The organism is Corynebacterium sp. UMB6689 (genome assembly GCF_030215295.1).
Classification (GTDB): Bacteria; Actinomycetota; Actinomycetes; order Mycobacteriales; family Mycobacteriaceae; genus Corynebacterium; species Corynebacterium aurimucosum.
In genome coordinates this window covers 130,687-148,122 of record NZ_JASOLS010000007.1, presented here as the reverse complement: position 1 = coordinate 148,122, position 17,436 = coordinate 130,687, and the positions used below count along the sequence as shown (strand labels likewise).

Genomic DNA, 17,436 nt, shown 5'->3' with positions numbered 1-17,436 from the left:
CACTGAGCAAAAAAGAAAAAGAGAGGATGGGAGGGCGCCACACTAACAGCTTCCTGAATTTTAGCCTTTCCCTTAACAAAAGAGCAATGCAAGATTAAATCCATTTCGCACTAGCATTCAGGCCTTGCTTAAGACGAGAAAACCCTCAAGCCATAAGGCTGAGGGTTTCCACGTGCTAGCAGGTCAGCGTCTACTTCTCTGAGCCGACGTGTCCGATGCCTTCCTTGAAGATGGTGCCGCGCGGCGGCATCATGCCACCGAACTTGAAGACGAGGTAAATGACCACCGCGATGCCCAGGGAGATCCAGCCGAAACCAGCGGTGAAGCCGTACATGACGGCCAGCGGCGCGATGATGGTCCAGGAAATCTCGAAGGGACCGAAGCCAATGTAGGCCATGCCGTACTCCGACAGGGTGCCGGACTTGAGCTTCGGATCGACGATCTTGAGGACCGCAATACCGGTGGCCACGGTAGCCGTCGCCCAGCCCCAACCAAAGATGCCGCGCTCAATCCAGCGCTCGCCGAAGAACTCGGCAGGGAACCACATGAGGAAGAAGATGCAGTAGATGGTACCCAGAACGAAGAGCAGGAGAAGAGCCTGCCAGTAGGCCGCGACGGCAGCCGGCACGATGGCCGCCACACCGAAGGCAATGAGGTAGTCGGTGGCCGCACCGGACACCGAGCTCACCGTGTCCTTGTCCAGGTAATCCTTGGCGCCCACCATGTTCATCACCGCACGGAAGAGCAGACCCACGACCATAGACATAGCGAACAGCGGGATGGACACGTTCTCCCACACAGAGGAGATTCCCTTGTTGATGCCATAAGCGGTCATCACGGTCAAAGCGATAAAGCCAACGTGCAGGGTGATGGGCTCGATGGCAGAGGGGTTCGTCGTGGCACGGCCCAGGGAAGGACGATCCTCCAGGCGCGAGATGTAGCCGCGGCGCAGTTCCTCCGGAAGCTGCTTCGGCACATGCGAAACCTTGCCCTTACGGATGCCCCAGTTACCGGCGACGATACCGCCAATGATGGCGGCCAGCGTACCCACGGTGGCGGAGGTAAAGCCCAAGGAGGACGCCGCCTCAGCACCCACACCTTCCAAGGCACTGCCGACAGCCGCCGCGGTACCGAAGCCACCCGTGAAGCCAACGGGCAGCATCATGCCGAACCAGTCTGGGGTATCAAAGGTTGGCTTGAACAGGAGAAGACCCAAAACGATGAACAGGCCCCACTGGCCGGTGAACATCATGGTGGAATAGCCCCACATGTTGCGGGCGCCTTTGCCCATATTGCCGCCCATCTCCATGGAGAAGGCCATGGAGGCGAAGACCACAGCGATGAGCAGTGAGGTGTAATCGCCGAGGTTGTCGGAGAAACCGATCCAACCCAAGACATTAGGGCCTAAGAGCAAGCCGAGTAAGCCTGCCGTGATGGGGGCAGGCAAGAGCAAGTCCTGGAACACGAACTTGATCTGGTGGCGCAGAACGTTGCCGATAACCATGAGCAAAGAAATCCAGCCCACGTCGGTCATGATTGTGAACGCAGAGAATTCTTCCATGCGAAAACTTCCTTCCATGCCGCACTCGGCGGCGTCCTTGAGACGAGACTCACCCTCTTTCGGGAAATGAACCGTTGATTACACTACAACCCCCTCCCCACTTTGCCACCCCTGGCATATAACCCGAGGGTGATGTGGCTCTACCCCCAGGGGCTAGGATGGGCGGGCATGAGGGAACTGGGTGAACACCTACGCAAGCACGCGGAGGACTATCGCGATGCAGTACACAGGCACTTTTTCGCCACCGTGGCTGAATCCCGCCAAGTCTTTGCTCTGTCGATGAAAGACACGCACCCTTCCATGGCCCCGGCGCTGGCGTGGGTGCTGGAGAATGTGGAGGGCGATGAGGTACAGGGGGACGTGGCCCAGCGCCTGGTACGCATGGGCCGTGATCATCGCCGCCTCGGTTTCCCGCCTGAGGTCTATCCGAAATTTGAGGCATCACTTGTTCACGGGCTGGGGGTTCTGGGGCTCACGCCGTACCAGCATGACGTCGCCACGCGCACCATTTCCCAGGTGTGCTCCATCATGCGCACCGCCGCCGAGGAGGCGGATGTCGCCGGTCTTCCTCCCGCTCATAGCGCCCAGGTGGTGGCGGTGGAAAAGCCCAACCGGAACACCGCTGTGGTCCGGTTGGAGTCCGGTATGGCGCTGGACTACCGCGCGGGCCAGCACGTGCCGGTGACCTCGCAGCTCACGCCGGGAACCTGGCGTCCGTTGACCCCGGCTGCGCCTGCTGGCGATTCCGGGCAACTGATATTCCACCTCGCGCTGGCCGGTGAAGCTTCCTCCATGCTGGCCAAGGCGCAGCCGGGTGATTGGTGGACGTTGGGCATGCCCGCCGGTGAGCCGCCGCAACTCGATTCCGGAACCACCCTGATTTCTTTCGGTACCGGGTGGGCGGGCGCCCGGGCGCTGCTTCTCGACGCCCTGGAGAACACCCTCCCCTCCGGTCTCCAGGTCTATGCCGTAGCACCTTCGCCGGGCGAGCACTATGACACGGAATTTCAGGCCAACCTGCAGGCCTTGGTTCCGAAGCTGAAGCTGCGCCACATCGTGCGGGAGGGACAGGACCCGTGGTTGCTGGGGGCGCAGCCGGCTGCCCACGGGTTTAAGCCTGTGGTGGCCAAGGAGCCGATGGAACCGGTGCTCGCCGAAGGGACTGACCGCCGCTTTGTACTCATCGGTCCGGCCGACCGCGTGGAATTAGCGCGCGCGGCCTTGCTCGCGGGTGGCGTCGCGGAAAAGGCTATCACCATGGATAGCTGGCAGCGTGGCCACGAGTGGGCGGCCTCCGCCGCGGAGCTCGACGGCTGGGGCGATGACTGGGAAGCCTGGGCGGCGTGGAAGAAATCCCAGTGGGCCTAGGCGCGCTGAGCGCCTAGGCGTACAAACGGAGCTTAGGCGTGCAATCGGGGCTTAGGCGTCTAGGACGGGGAGGGATTCGCGGACCTTCGCCACGGAGTCTGGCTCCACCTCGCCGTAGAGGATTTCCGGCTCATAGCCGGCTTCGGCAAGACGTGTGCCATCCGGCGCCACGAGGACGGAGTGCCCAATGCCGGTGGGGCCGGAAGTCTGCCCCGCCTTCGCCTCCCCACCGGGGCGGGCCTGGTCTGCGGCCAGAATATAAGCCGTGGAATCAAGCGCGCGCGCCGCGCTGAGCAGGCGCCATTGCTCCAGCTTGCCCGGGCCATCTGCCCAGCTGGTGGGCACGACGATGAGCTGAGCACCCTGGCGGGCGAGCTCCTTGAATTGTTCAGGGAAGCGGATGTCATAGCAGGTGGCGACACCCACGGTGAGGTCACCGGCATCGAAGGCAACGAGTGACTCGCCCGGCCGGACGGTATCGGATTCCTTGTACTTGAAAGCATCGTAAGTGTGGATTTTTTCGTAGCCGCCGAGAACACCAGGCCCGGCGATGAGCGCAACGTTGGCCACACGATTAATGGTCTTCTCCCCACGCTGGACGGTATCCGCTGGGGCAAACATTCCCAGCACCACATACACGCCGAGTTCTTCTGCCAGCGCGCGCACGGCAGTGGCGGTGGGGCCATCAAGCCCTTCTGCGTGTGTATCGAGGCGCCCGGAGTCGAAGCTCTGGGTGGTAGCTTCCGGCAGGACGATGAGCTGCGCGCCGTTGGCCGCGGCTTCCCGGATCTTGTCGAGCGCTACTACGAGGTTCTCCTCGACGTTTCCGGTACTGGTCAATTGAACTGCTGCTACCTTCATGCGGCCCACGGTAGACGAGCCCGGACTAGTTATCCACAGATTTCGTGGATTCGCGGTTGCTGCTCTTTACGGCGATTGGACAGTTAGCGCACTCTCGATGCTATGAACCACCTCGACATCGACCATGCTGCCCTTCAGCAGATCCGTTCCCTCTTCGGCCACGTCTCGCCCGCCGCCACGCCTTCTTTGAAAGAGCCTCCCCGTACGGCTCGCGCACTAGCTCTTCTCAGCGCGCGGTGGGAGGAGGTGCGAAGAGCCAGCGAAGGGGATCGACGGGCGCGCCTAGGAGAGCTGGAGCGCTTCGTGGGTGTGACCCAGAGTCTTGATGTGAACCTTTCCGCACGCCTGGAGGGAAGCGAATGAGCGCGGCGGAAGAACTACGCACGGAGGCTGACTGGATGGTAAATTCTGCTTCTGAACTCGAACTTTATGTCACTGACTCACACCATCATTGGGCGGGCCTAGCGCTATCCGGAGCTGCTGCCGATGCCGCACGGCACGCATTGCAGCGCGCCACCGACACGCTATTAGAACCCGCGCAACAGATGCGCCTGGCCGCGCGGATCCTGAGCCTCTATGCGCCACTGCTGGAGAGAATTGAACAACTGCGCTCACGCGCACTGCAGCTCGCTGCGATCCCTGTATTTGCCGAGCCCGCCAGCGTGGCGCTTGGGCAGTTAGATGCGTTGGCCGACGTCCTCGATTGGGCCTGCGCCCGCCAATTAAACGCCTTATGCACTCCGGAGATGGCCCAGCCACCGAGCCGCTTGGAGGATTTCAGCGAGCTACCCCTAGCGGAATTGCATGAGGTCCAGCTGACCATGGCTAGCGAGGAGGTTCGTTCCCTGGCCGCGGCTAACCCGGATATCACCGTGCTGGAGGCCGGACCCGGGCGGTTGGTGGCACTCGTGGACCCTGAAGGCATCGGGACCCACGCCGCCCAGGTAAGCACCTTTGTGGGTGGGGTAGGTTCTTCCGAGACAGCGAGCTGGCCCACCGCCGTGGAGCGCGCCCGCGCCATCGCGCGCGCCACCAATGGGCCCACGGTGGCGTGGATTGGTTATTCCGCCCCGGCCTCGCTGCCCCGCGCTGCACACGAGGACCCGGCGCGCCGCGGAGCTGCTGAGCTGGGCCGCTTCCAGCGCGCTTTGCGGCAGCGCTTTCCGCACGCGCAGCATATCCTCCTGGGCTACTCCTATGGCTCTGTGGTGGTGGGCAAGGCGGCGCAGCAGGACTGTGTTGCGGATGACATCGTGCTCGTCGGCAGCCCGGGCGCTTCCGTGGCTAGTGCCTCGCAGCTGCACGGCCGGGTGTGGAGCGCGCGGAATACCGAGGACCCCATCGCGATTGCCACCGGACCGCGCGGCGGAATCCACGGCCCTGATCCCTCCTCCCCTGCTTTTGGCGCCGCCCCTCTGCCCGACGCGAACGGCCTGCCGGGGGATCATGGTTCCTATTGGAAAGACCTCGCATTTCTGCGGGGTCTGGGCATCATCGCGCAACGCTTTTAGAAGAGACCAGCCTGCTCCTCGGAGTAGGACACCAGCATGTTCTTCGTCTCCTGGTAGTGAGCGAGCATCATGAGGTGGTTCTCGCGGCCGATGCCGGACTCCTTGTATCCGCCGAAGGCGCTGTGCGCGGGGTACACGTGATAGTGGTTGACCCACACGCGGCCGGCCTGGATTTCGCGCCCGGCGCGGTAACAGGTGTTCTGGTGGCGCGACCACACGCCGGCGCCCAGGCCGAAGTTGGTGTCGTTAGCAATCTGGATGGCTTCCTCGAAGTCCTTGAACGTGGCCACGGAGAGCACCGGGCCGAAGATTTCCTCGCGGAAGATGCGCATGTCATTGGTGCCACGGAAGACGGTCGGCTCAATGTAGTAGCCGTTCTCTAGGCCCTCCACCTTGTTCACATGTCCACCGATGAGGGTCTCCGCACCTTCCTTCGGGCCGATCTCGAGGTATTCGATGATCTTGTCCATCTGCTCCCGGGAAGCCTGCGCGCCCATCATCGTTTCGGTGTCGAGCGGGTGGCCGATCTTGATCTTCTTCACGCGCTCCATGGCCAGCTCTAGGAACTTGTCCGCGATGTCCTCGTGGATGAGAGCGCGCGATGGGCAGGTGCAGACCTCACCCTGGTTGAGCGCGAACATGACGAAGCCTTCGACGCACTTCTCCAGGTAGGCATCGTCCTTGTCCATGATGTCCGCGAAGAAGATGGACGGCGACTTGCCGCCGAGCTCCAGCGTGACAGGAATGACCTTGTCTGCAGCGGCCTTGTTGATAATCTTGCCCACCGGGGTGGATCCAGTGAAGGCAATCTTGGCAATGCGATCCGAGGTAGACAGAGCCACGCCCGCTTCCTCACCGACACCGTTGACGATGTTGAGGACGCCCTTCGGCAGGAGGTCCTCAATAATGTCAATGAGCAGCAGGATGGAGGCCGGGGTTTGCTCGGCCGGCTTCATCACAATGGTGTTGCCCGCGGCCAGCGCCGGAGCAATCTTCCACGCCGCCATGAGCAGCGGGAAGTTCCACGGGATGATCTGCCCCACCACACCCAGCGGCTCGTGGAAATGGTACGCCACGGTGTCCTGGTCAATCTGGGACAGGCGGCCCTCCTGAGCACGAATCGCGCCGGCGAAGTAGCGGAAGTGATCGACGGCCAGCGGGATATCAGCAGCGAGGGTCTCACGCACGGCCTTGCCGTTCTCCCAGGTTTCCGCGACGGCGATCTTTTCCAGGTTCTCCTCGATGCGATCCGCAATGCGGTGCAACAGGAGCGCACGCTCGGCCGGGGTGCTCTTACCGAAGGTTTCGAAGGCCTTCTCTGCGGCGTCGATGGCCAGATTAATGTCTGCTTCCTTGCCGCGTGCGACCTGGCAGAAAACCTCTCCGGTAACCGGGGTGATGTTGTCCATGTACTCACCATCAACCGGTGGTACCCACTCGCCGCCGATGTAGTTGTCATAGCGCTCACGGAAGTTCACGATGGCATCAGGGGTTCCTGGGTTCGCATACAAAGTCATGGTCATCGCACCTTTCTTGTCGTCTTATAGGTCTCCGTCGGGCCTTCACCTAAGGTGTCTCAGACACATTCACCTAGGAATGTGATAGGTCGCACAACGTTGAGTGCGAGTGTAGTGTTAAGTTTTGCAAAACTCACGTTTTCGAAAGCTATCCTCCCCAGGAAAGTTGCTACCCAAACTGCCCTCGTTGCCAAAGTTTCACGGTCCAGAGCAATTTTGAACAAGAACTTTGGCAACAAGGGCACGTGTTAAGCAACGAGCGCAGAGTTTCCGGCTGAGCGGGCTGTAGATGGGCCCAAAACGGAAGAACCCCCTCCGCGAAGGAGGGGGAAACTTCTAGCTGTCGCGGCGTCGATTACGACGCGGCGTCCACATCACCACGGAGGTCGAACGCGGCACATGGACCAGCTCACCGCGCGATGGGCGGGCTTGGCTGCGCAGGCGCTCAACTTCTGCCTGCAGTTCATCGCGCTCGGCGGCGAGGCGGTCACGCTCCGCAGTCAGCTCGATGATGGATTTAATACCGGCCAGGTTCACGCCATCGTCTTGCGAGAGCGCCTGAATCTTGCGCAAGAGCTCAATATCGCTCTCCGAATAACGGCGCCCGCCCCCGGAGGTGCGGGCCGGGGAAACCAGCCCCATCCGGTCATACGTGCGCAGGGTTTGAGCATGCATGCCGGACAGTTCTGCAGCCACGGAGATGACATACATCGCCTTGGGCTGCGCCGCATCACTTCGGCTTGTTCTGTCCTTGCTCATCTCACACCTCCTTTAGCGCGCTACCGTATTACCGGCCCAACCGGCACGCGGATCGAAGCCGGAGTCCTTCTCCGCTTGCGCGTAGCTGCGCAGCGCCGAGGAAGCCGCCGCATCCAGCGTGGAGGGCACGGTGACCTGCACGGTCACCATGAGGTCACCGGCTTTGCCGCCGCGCTTGGCCACGCCGCGGCCCTTCACGCGCAACGTGCGGCCATCGGGTGTGCCCGCCGGCACCTTCACGCGCACGGGCGAATCGAGGGTCGGCACCGTAATGGTGTCTCCCAAAGCCAGCTCCGCAAAGGACACCGGGACGGTGACGTGCAGATCATCGCCTTCCCTGGTGAATACCTTGTCAGGCTTTACCGTGACCGCCACAAAGAGGTCACCGGAAGGCGTGCCGTTCGGACCAGCTTCACCCTGACCAGCGAGGCGCACCTTCTGGCCATCAATCACTCCAGCGGGGATACGCACCGTAATCGAGCGGGTGCGATGCACCGTTCCGGAACCGGAGCAATCCGGGCACGGGTCCTCGGCCCGCTGGCCAGTGCCATCGCAGTCAGCGCACGGCGCCGAGAAGCCGAAGGTACCGCGCTGCTCAGAGGTAAAACCGGTGCCGTCGCACGTCGAGCACGTCGTCAGCTTTCCGCTCTTCGAGCCGGAACCGTGGCACGTGGTGCAGGGAGCTTCGCCACTGAGCTGCAAGGGAATGGTGGTTCCCTTCGCTGCCTCGCGGAAGTCGAGGGTTATTTGCGTTTCGACGTCGGCCCCCCGCGACGGCCGAGCTGTGTGGCCAGCACCACCGCCGCGGTTGAAAACGCTACCGAAGATATCCCCAAGACCGCCGCCTTGAGACGCTCCTCGAGCGGATCCTCCGAAGATGTCCGAGAGGTCGAATTCTTGCGCACCCGGTCCACCCATGTGCGTGGATCGAAACCCGCCGGGAAACCCGGCGCCTCCTCTCCGTCCAAAGCCACCGCCGCGCATCATGGCCTTGAACTCGTCATAGTCCTTGCGGGTAGCTTTATCAGAGAGCACATCATAGGCCTCCGCCACCTGCTTGAATTTTTCCGCCGCCGCGGGGTTATCCGGGTTGGCGTCGGGGTGGTTCTGGCGGGCCAGCTTGCGATAAGCCTGCTTAATCTCTTCGGCGGTTGCGGACGAGGAGACCCCCAGATCCGCGTAATAATCCTTGTCTGCCCATTCTGGCTTAGCGTTCACTGGGCATCTCCTCCTTTCAGGAGAGTCGATAAACGGTTAGGTTTTAAGATTTTTTGCTAAGTAAAAATGCTAATTAAGTAGTGAAAAGAAGAGTGGCGCCAAGGAACACTGAGCCCTGACGCCACCTGCGATACCTATTCTGCGCTATCCGAGCTATCCGGACTATCAGCGGTATCGACTGACTCGGCAGGGTCGGCGATAATCACCATGGCGGTGCGCACGACGCGCTCGCCCACCGTGTAGCCACGGCGCAAGACCGTGCCGATGACCTGCTCGTCACCAGTCGAGAGGTCCTGGACTGCTTCGTGCACCTCGGGGTCGAAGGCATCGCCCTCGGCGCCGAAGGGGGTCAGCTGGTTATTAGTCAGCACGCCCGTGAGCTTGTCCGCAATGGCCTTGAGCGGCCCCTCGTTGAGGTCTCCGTGTTGGCGTGCGAGCTCCAGGTCATCAAGGATAGGCAGGAAATCTGCCAGGACCTTGGCCTTGGTGGTCTCGATCACGGCCTGACGGTCACGCTCAGTGCGACGGCGGTAGTTGGTGTACTCCGCGTTGAGACGCTGCAGATCCTCGGTGCGCTCAGCCAGCTGAGCCTCCAGGGAGTTCTCAGCGCTGGCGTCCTCATCAGCGATGTCGTGAGCGGCATCCTCAACCGCAGCCTCTGCCTCAGCGGTGCCCGCGGTGGCAGCATCAGCCTGTGCCTCAGCAGCCTCATCCACGGCGCCGTCGGCCGAAGCAGCCTCTGCGGCGGCAGCCTCCGCAGCCTCAGCGGAGGTTGCCTCGGGGTCGGTGTTGGCCGGGTTGCCCGGGTCCTGAGGGGAGGTCATGGTTTACTTCTCCTTGTTCTCGTCGTCCTCGTCGACAACCTCGGCGTCGACGACGTTGGGGTCACCAGCGGTCTCGCCAGCAGCGGCCCCCTCGGCGCCTGCCTCAGCAGCCTGGGCCGCGTACAGGGCCTTGCCCAGCTCCTGGGACTCGGTGCCAAGCTTCTCGACGGCCGACTTAATTGCCTCAATGTCATCGCCCTTCAGCGCCTCATCGACGGCATCGGCGGCCTCAGTCACGCGGGTCTTGAGGTCCTCCGGCAGCTTGTCGGAGTTCTCGTCCATGAACTTGCGGGTCTGGTAGGAGGTGGATTCCGCCTGGTTGCGGGTCTCCTGCTCCTCGCGGCGCTTCTTGTCCTCTTCGGCGTGAGCCTCGGCGTCCTTGACCATGCGGTCGATCTCCTCCTGGGAGAGGCCGGAACCATCCTGAATCTTGATGGTGTTTTCCTTGCCGGTGGCCTTGTCCTTAGCGGAGACGGAGACGATGCCGTTGGCGTCGATGTCGAAGGTGACCTCAATCTGCGGTACACCGCGCGGTGCCGGAGCAATGCCACCGAGCTCGAAGGAACCGAGCAGCTTGTTGGCGGAAGCCATCTCGCGCTCGCCCTGGTAGACCTGAATCTGCACGGAAGGCTGGTTGTCATCAGCCGTGGTGAAGGTCTCCGACTTCTTGGTCGGGATGGTGGTGTTGCGCTCGATGAGCTTGGTCATCACGCCACCCTTGGTCTCGATGCCGAGGGAGAGCGGGGTGACGTCGAGAAGCAGCACGTCCTTGACCTCACCGCGCAGCACACCTGCCTGCAGAGCAGCGCCGACTGCCACGACCTCATCCGGGTTAACGCCCTTGTTCGGGTCCTTGCCGGTCATTTCCTTGACCAGGTCGGACACGGCCGGCATACGGGTGGAACCACCGACGAGCACCACGTGGTCAACCTCGGACAGGGACAGGCCAGCATCCTTGATGACCTGGTTGAACGGGGTCTTGGTGCGGTCCAGCAGGTCCTGGGTGATCTTCTGGAACTCGGTGCGAGACAGGGTCTCATCCAGGAAGAGCGGGTTCTTCTCAGAGTCCACCGTGATGTACGGCAGGTTGATGTTGGCGGACTGGGAGGAGGACAGCTCAATCTTGGCCTTCTCAGCAGCCTCACGCAGACGCTGGACAGCGCGCTTATCCTTGGTCAGGTCAACGCCCTGGGAAGCCTTGAACTTATCTACGAGCCAGTCGACGATGCGCTGATCCCAGTCATCGCCACCCAACGCGTTATCACCAGCGGTAGCCATAACCTCGACCACGCCGTCACCGATCTCCAGCAGGGAGACGTCGAAGGTACCACCACCCAGGTCGAAGACCAGGATGGTCTGCTCCTGCTCACCCTTCTCCAGGCCGTAAGCAAGCGCGGCGGCAGTCGGCTCGTTCACGATACGCAGGACGTTGAGGCCTGCAATCTGGCCGGCCTCCTTGGTGGCCTGACGCTGGGAGTCCTCGAAGTAAGCCGGGACGGTAATAACGGCGTCGGTAACGTCCTCACCCAGGTAAGCCTCGGCGTCGCGCTTCAGCTTCATGAGCGTGCGGGCCGAAATCTCCTGCGGGGTGTACTTCTTGTCATCGATATCGATGGTCCAGTCGGTGCCGATGTGGCGCTTGACGGAGCGGATGGTGCGGTCAACGTTGGTGACCGCCTGGTTCTTCGCGGACTGGCCGACGAGGATTTCGCCGTTCTTAGCGAAAGCCACGACGGACGGGGTGGTGCGAGAGCCCTCGGAGTTAGCGATAACGGTGGCTTCGCCACCTTCCAGTACGGATACGACCGAGTTGGTGGTACCGAGGTCAATTCCTACTGCGCGTCCCATGATCTTTTCTCCTTGCTTGGTTGGGTTTGTTCTTAAGTTGATAATGCGCGACTCAACTTCTGCCGCGTCCAGTCAGCGACTCTAACAGAAGCAGCACTCAAAGTCATCCAAACCTGAGCGCCGGTCACTCAACCTACACAACGGCAGCAACAACAAAGTTGTTCCCATCTGACTCAACTTTCTTTTTCGTCCCTCCATTCCCCCAGCTCAACGGCACCCCACCAACTGGAAATGTCATGCAACTCACAGCTCTCAGGAAACGGGGCTAGCCAAACGTGACATAGCCGCCCCCGTTCTGGAATGAGTGATAAGGATTTCATATACTGTCCGCACATTCGACGCGACACATCCTTCAGACCCTCACCGTCGCGCTTGAAGTACCCAGTGAAAAAAGGGACACGGATTCGATGATTTCTCCTGTGCTGCGCACCCGTCGTGCTGGTGACCGCCCGCCGGTCCACCCGGCTTAGCCACCTGTCCTATCCACCACCAACACAGAAGGAATCCCCATGACAAACGCTCACACCCCCGTGCCCGAATCCACCGACATCGACGCCGCGCTGATCGACGCCGCCGCGGCCCAAGCCCACTCCTGGCTCGCCTCCACCGCCGACGAGCAGGACCCAGCCACCGAACAACTCGCCGACTTATTGCGCAACCCGGACGGAGTAGCCTTCACCATGGACTTCGTCGACCGCGTCATGCGCCCGGAAGACGATAAGGTCGCAGCCCACGCGCTGAAGTCCGTCACCACCACCTATGACGCTTCCTTCCTCGGCCTCATCAACGGTTCCCTCGTAGGCCTGGGTGGGTTCTTCGGGCCCATCCTGCCCAACCTGGTCATGCCGCTGGCACGCATGCGCATGCGCCAGATGGTGGGCCACCTGGTCCTCGACGCCGAGAGCGATGCCCTGAACAAGACCCTGGACAAGGCTGCCGAGTCCGGCGAGCAGCTCAACCTCAACCTCCTCGGTGAGGCCGTACTGGGCGACGACGAAGCGCGCTCCCGCGCCGAGCGCACCCTCAAGCTCATCAAGAACCCGCGCGTGACCTACGTCTCCGTTAAGGCCTCCTCCATGGTGGCCCAGCTCAACCCGTGGGATATCGAGGGCTCCCTGGTCCGCCTCAAGGAGCGCCTGCGCCCGCTCTATGAGGCCGCCGCGCGCCGCCCCGATAAGGTCTTCATCAACCTCGACATGGAGGAATACCACGACCTCCACCTCACGGTGCGCCTGTTCATCGAGCTTCTCAGCGAGCCGGAGTTCACCAACCTCGAGGCTGGCATCGTCCTGCAGGCCTACCTGCCGGATACCTTCGACGCCTTGGCGCACCTCGCCGAATTCGCCAAACAGCGCGTGGCCGAGGGCGGCTCCCACATCAAGATTCGCATCGTCAAAGGCGCGAACCTGTCCATGGAGCACGTCCAGGGTGAAATCCACGGCTGGCCGGCAGCGCCCTATGCCACCAAGGATGAGGTGGACGCCAACTACTACCGCCTGCTCGATTACATCCTGCGCCCCGAGTTCGCTGACTGCGTGCGCATCGGCGTGGCCACACACAACCTCTACACCGCGGCCTTTGCCTACAAGCTGGGCACCAAGCGCGGCGTCATGCGCATGATGGATTCCGAGATGCTCCAGGGCATGTCCCCGGCCCAGCAGACCGCGGTACGCAAGGCCTTCGAGGGCCGCCAAATCCTCTACACCCCGGTGGTGCACATGGAGGACTTCGATGTCGCGGTCTCCTACCTGGTGCGCCGTTTGGAGGAGAACTCTGCGCCGCAAAACTTCCTCTACGCTCTCTTCGCCCCGGAGGAGCAGGCACTGAAGGACCAAGAGGAGGTCTTCCGCGAGGCCGTCGAGCAGCGCTGGGATACCTTCGCCGGCCCGCGCCGCACCCAGAACCGCTTGGAGGAGGCCGAGCAGGCAGCCGGCCGCCAGGCACCGCGCACCGGGCGCTTCGCTAACGAGCCGGACACCGACCCAGCTCTGGAAGCCAACCGCGAGTGGGCGCTTAAGGCTCTGGCCACCGACCCGGGTGAGCACGGGGTGGAGGAAGTGACGGAGACTGGGGTCGTCGACAAGCACGTGGCCCGCGCCGCCGAGCTCGGCGCCGAGTGGGGTGCCCGCGCTGCCGAGGACCGCGCCCGCGCGCTCGAGGCCGTGGCCGATGAGCTGGCCAACCGCCGCGGCGAGTTCATTTCCGTCGCCGCCTACGAGGCCAACAAGACCGTCACGCAGACAGACCCGGAAATCTCCGAGGCCATCGACTTCTGCACCTACTACGCGCAGTCCGCGCGCCTGCTGGAGCGCTACTCCGCCGAGTTCACGCCCTACCGCGTGACCGTAGTGACCCCGCCGTGGAACTTCCCGGTGGCCATCCCCACCGGCGGCATTGCGGCGGCTCTCGCTGCGGGTTCCGCCGTCATCATCAAGCCCGCGCCGCAGGTCGTGCACTGCGCGAAGCTGGTCGTGGAGGCTTTCCGCGCCGGCTTGGAGGCACAGGGCCTCGACCCGGATCTGGTCCAGCTCGTCTTCACCGACGAGGGTGACGCCGGCCGCGCGCTGGTCTCGCACGCCGATGTCGACGCCGTCATCCTCACGGGTGCTTCCGATACCGGCAAGCTCTTCCGCTCCTGGAAGCCGGAGCTCAACATCATGGCGGAGACCTCCGGCAAGAACGCGCTCATCATCACCCCGTCCGCGGACCCGGACCTGGCCATCCAGGACCTCTACCTCTCCGCCTTCGGCCACTCTGGACAGAAGTGCTCGGCGTCCTCCCTGGTTATCTTCGTCGGTGCGGCCGGCGAGTCGCAGCGCCTGCGCTCCCAGCTTGTCGACGCCGTCAAGACCCTCATCCCTGGCCCCGGCTACGAAATCACCACAACGATGAACGGTCTCGCCGAAGCCCCCAGCGAGAAACTGCTGCGCGGCCTGACCCAGCTGGAGCCGGGTGAAAAGTGGCTGGTGAAGCCGGAGAAGCTCAACGAGGAAGGCACCCTGTGGTCGCCGGGTATCCGCGATAGCGTGCGCCCCGGTTCCTGGTTCCACGTCAACGAGTGCTTCGGCCCAGTGCTCGGCATCATGCATGCGGAGACCCTGGAGGAGGCCATCGAGTGGCAGAACTCCACCGGTTATGGCCTGACCGGCGGCATCCACACGCTGGATAATGAGGAGATCGACTACTGGCTCGAGCGCGTCGAAGTGGGCAACGCCTACGTCAACCGCGGCATTACCGGCGCGATTGTGCAGCGGCAGTCCTTCGGCGGCTGGAAGCAGTCCGTCATGGGCCCGGGCGCCAAGGCCGGTGGCCCGAACTACGTGGCCCAGTTCGGCACCTGGTCCGAGGGGCCGCTGCGCCCCTTCGACGTGGATATCTCCCAGCCGGTGGCGGCCCAGCTGCGTGCCTTCGGCGAGCTGGGCTTCTCGGAGGAGGATACCGCTTGGCTGTGGCGCGCAGCAGAGCTCGACGAGTTGGCTTGGCAGCAGGAGTTTGGCCGCCAGCACGACCGCGCAGGTCTGGTCAGCGAGGCCAACGTCTTCCGCTACCGCCCAGTGCTCACGCCGCTGCAGGTACGCATTGGTTCCGATGCCGAGCTTCGCGACGTCTCCCGTCTCGCCCTCGCCGCCACCCGCACCGACTCCCCGGTGCGCTTCAGTGCCGCCCCGGAAAAGGCCGCGGAGCTGCGTGGTCTGGGCTTTAAGGTTGACAGCGTGTCGGCGGATGCCTTCGCCCGGGAGGTCGCTCGTCTAGAGTCCGGCCGCGTGCGTGCAGTGGGCTCTGTCGAGCCGGGCGTCTTTGAGGCGGCGGTGGAATCCAACTCCGTGGTCTTGGATCAGCCAGTGCTGGCTGATGGCCGCCGCGAGCTTCTGCCCTTCCTCCTCGAGCAGGCAGTCTCGGTAACGATGCACCGCTTCGGCATCATCCGCCAGGTAAGCAGCATCCGCGCATAGTTCGTTTTCTGCGCTCATATGAGAAGATGGAGCGCATGACAAACAACAATGATGACGGTGCCCGCTCGGGCACGTCCTCCACGGCCTCTGATGCGGCGGCTTCTGCCGCCGCGGAGCCCATTAATGAAGAAGCTACCCTCCCGGTGTCGAAGACCGATGACAAGTCTCGCGTCCTCGGGCGCGATGCCATCTCCTTGGCCAAGGTGTGCTTGATCTTCATCATCGTGGTGGCGGGCGTCGGCCTGGCCGGCTACCTGCTGAAGTTCATCTGGGTGGGCCTGCTGCCGGTCATCCTGGCCATTTTGGTGTGCACGGTGCTCTTCCCCGTGACCAACTGGTTGCGCGCGCACAAATTCCCCCGCGCGCTGGCCTCCATCACCACGCTGCTGGGCTTTTTGGCCATCATCGGCGGCGTCTTCGCGGCGATGGCCCCGGTCGTCTCCTCTCAGGGCGCGTCCTTGGTCAATCAGGCTGAAGGCGGCTTGAACAAGCTCGTCGATATGGCCAAGGACCTACCTTTCGATATTGATGCCGCGAAAGTCCAGGAAGTCCTCGATGACGCCATGACCTTCATCAAGGGCCAAGCTTCCAACATCGCCACCGGGGTGATTTCCGGTGTATCGATGGCCAGCTCCATCGCCATGGCGCTCGCCATCATGCTCTTCGTGGCCTTCTTCATCCTCAAGGACGGCGATAAGTTCCTGCCGTGGCTGCGCACCTACACCGGCTACTCCGCCGGCTGGCACGCCACCGAGCTGCTGACTCGCGTGTGGAACACGTTATCTGGCTTCATTCAGGCGCAAGCAGCCGTCGCGGCCGTCGATGGCATCCTCATCGGCCTCGGCCTCTGGGTTCTCCAGGTACCGCTGGCCCTTGTCATCGGCGTAGTTACGTTCTTCGCCAGCTTCATCCCGGTCATTGGCGCTGTCACTGCGGGCGCTTTGGCCGTCATCATCGCGCTGGTCTCCGATGGGCTGACGAAGGCCTTGCTCGCCTTGGCTCTCATCATCATCGTCCAGCAGGTGGAGGGCAACGTCCTCCAGCCGATGCTGCAATCCAAGGCCATGGGCCTGCACGCGGCGATGGTGCTGCTCTCCGTCACGGTCGGCTCCGCCTTGGCCGGCATCATCGGCGCCTTCCTGGCTGTGCCGGTGGCTGCCACCATTGCCGTGGTCTTCCGCTACCACCAGGAGATGGCCAGCCTGCGTGCCGGCGAAATCGAAGCTAAAAACATTAAGATTTCCACGGCGGAGGGCCATGAGGACGTCATGGAGCTCTACGAGAACCTAGAGGCCAGCGGCGCCCGCTAGCCACACAACCGGTGCATGGTTCGAGCTTTCTCGGCCGTGCAACTGCCCTAGTTGCCAAACTTCTCCCCCACCACCCGCGGCGGGAGCGATGGTTTTGGCAACTAGGGCACTTTCCGTATGGAGGGCCTAGTCCGCGGACACCGTGCCGAAGGCGGCGGCCAGTTCCTCCGCCGCGCGGTCGAGCACCGAGGCCCACGAGCCATAGGATTCCTCATTAGCGGTGTCCGAAACCTGCTTGAGCAGCGTGCACGGCACGCCGAACTTTCGACACACCGCGGCGATGGCGTAGCCCTCCATATCGCACAACGCAGAGTCCTGGGCAAGGCGCGTGCGGGTCGGGGTATCCGAAATAAAGGCGTCACCCGTGGCAAGCGTTGCGGTCGGCAGCTTACCGGAGGTTTCAAGCTCGATCACCTCGGGAAGGAGATAGCGGGAAACATCGCTGAGCACCTCTAGGTGGAAGTCATGCTTGCGCACGTGGGAGACCTCGAAGACGCCTGAGAGATCGTCGCGAAGCGCGCCCGCAGTACCGATGTTGATAACCCGCTCCGGCAGTTGCTGTGCCGAGGCCAGCACCGTGGTCAGCTCGATGGCGGCGGGAACCGTACCAATACCGGTGATGAGCAGCGGCGCTCCTTCGGGAACGTGTGTGGCTTCAGCATCCACGGCGGCGATGAACAGTGTACGACCAGACAGATTCTCCATG

At 62.8% G+C, this 17,436-nt stretch carries 13 protein-coding genes; 5 read left to right on the top strand and 8 right to left on the bottom strand.

Annotated elements, in window-relative coordinates; translation table 11 throughout:
• Positions 1-190: 190 nt before the first annotated feature.
• Positions 191-1,561, bottom strand: a complete 1,371-nt coding sequence (locus QP363_RS05880; RefSeq protein WP_284763329.1) for a sodium/glutamate symporter — start codon at positions 1,559-1,561, stop codon at positions 191-193.
• A gap of 168 nt (positions 1,562-1,729) precedes the next feature.
• Between QP363_RS05880 and QP363_RS05875 the strand changes: the two genes are divergently transcribed.
• Positions 1,730-2,929 carry an FAD-binding oxidoreductase gene (locus QP363_RS05875; RefSeq protein ID WP_284763328.1) on the top strand — a complete coding sequence of 400 codons (1,200 nt, stop codon included), beginning with the start codon at positions 1,730-1,732 and terminating at the stop codon, positions 2,927-2,929.
• A 51-nt stretch (positions 2,930-2,980) separates the two neighbouring features.
• On the opposite strand, the gene QP363_RS05870 is transcribed toward QP363_RS05875, so the two are convergent.
• A complete protein-coding gene (locus QP363_RS05870) occupies positions 2,981-3,790 on the bottom strand; it encodes a carbon-nitrogen hydrolase family protein (RefSeq protein WP_284763326.1) in 810 nt (269 codons plus the stop codon).
• Between the two features lie 102 nt (positions 3,791-3,892).
• On the opposite strand from QP363_RS05870, the gene QP363_RS05865 reads away from it, so the two are divergent.
• Entirely contained in the window at positions 3,893-4,153 is a 261-nt protein-coding gene (locus QP363_RS05865; RefSeq protein WP_284763324.1) for a hypothetical protein, read from the top strand.
• Positions 4,150-5,301 carry an alpha/beta hydrolase gene (locus QP363_RS05860; protein ID WP_284763322.1) on the top strand — a complete coding sequence of 384 codons (1,152 nt, stop codon included), beginning with the start codon at positions 4,150-4,152 and terminating at the stop codon, positions 5,299-5,301. Before QP363_RS05865 ends, QP363_RS05860 begins: the two co-directional genes overlap by 4 nt.
• Here QP363_RS05860 and QP363_RS05855 read toward each other — a convergent pair.
• The 5 genes from QP363_RS05855 to dnaK form a co-directional block, all read right to left on the bottom strand.
• Positions 5,298-6,818, bottom strand: a complete 1,521-nt coding sequence (locus QP363_RS05855; RefSeq protein ID WP_284763321.1) for an aldehyde dehydrogenase family protein — start codon at positions 6,816-6,818, stop codon at positions 5,298-5,300. The two genes, QP363_RS05860 and QP363_RS05855, sit on opposite strands and share 4 nt — an antisense overlap.
• Before the next feature lie 336 nt (positions 6,819-7,154).
• A complete protein-coding gene (locus QP363_RS05850) occupies positions 7,155-7,577 on the bottom strand; it encodes a heat shock protein transcriptional repressor HspR (protein WP_070448076.1) in 423 nt (140 codons plus the stop codon).
• A gap of 12 nt (positions 7,578-7,589) precedes the next feature.
• Complete coding sequence (gene dnaJ / locus QP363_RS05845; RefSeq protein ID WP_070711614.1) at positions 7,590-8,795, bottom strand: molecular chaperone DnaJ; 1,206 nt, start codon at positions 8,793-8,795, stop codon at positions 7,590-7,592.
• Between the two features lie 134 nt (positions 8,796-8,929).
• Positions 8,930-9,619 carry a nucleotide exchange factor GrpE gene (gene grpE, locus QP363_RS05840; protein WP_070717684.1) on the bottom strand — a complete coding sequence of 230 codons (690 nt, stop codon included), beginning with the start codon at positions 9,617-9,619 and terminating at the stop codon, positions 8,930-8,932.
• Positions 9,620-9,622: 3 nt separating this feature from the next.
• Positions 9,623-11,467, bottom strand: a complete 1,845-nt coding sequence (gene dnaK / locus QP363_RS05835) for a molecular chaperone DnaK (protein WP_284763317.1) — start codon at positions 11,465-11,467, stop codon at positions 9,623-9,625.
• A gap of 509 nt (positions 11,468-11,976) precedes the next feature.
• On the opposite strand from dnaK, the gene QP363_RS05830 reads away from it, so the two are divergent.
• Both QP363_RS05830 and QP363_RS05825 read left to right on the top strand, forming a co-directional pair.
• Entirely contained in the window at positions 11,977-15,420 is a 3,444-nt protein-coding gene (locus tag QP363_RS05830; protein ID WP_284763316.1) for a bifunctional proline dehydrogenase/L-glutamate gamma-semialdehyde dehydrogenase, read from the top strand.
• A 35-nt stretch (positions 15,421-15,455) separates the two neighbouring features.
• Entirely contained in the window at positions 15,456-16,730 is a 1,275-nt protein-coding gene (locus QP363_RS05825; protein ID WP_201829018.1) for an AI-2E family transporter, read from the top strand.
• A 126-nt stretch (positions 16,731-16,856) separates the two neighbouring features.
• On the opposite strand, the gene QP363_RS05820 is transcribed toward QP363_RS05825, so the two are convergent.
• The gene (locus tag QP363_RS05820) at positions 16,857-17,435 is read right to left on the bottom strand and encodes a nucleosidase (protein ID WP_144657619.1); all 579 of its coding nucleotides are present in this window, start codon (positions 17,433-17,435) and stop codon (positions 16,857-16,859) included.
• Position 17,436 lies beyond the last annotated feature (1 nt).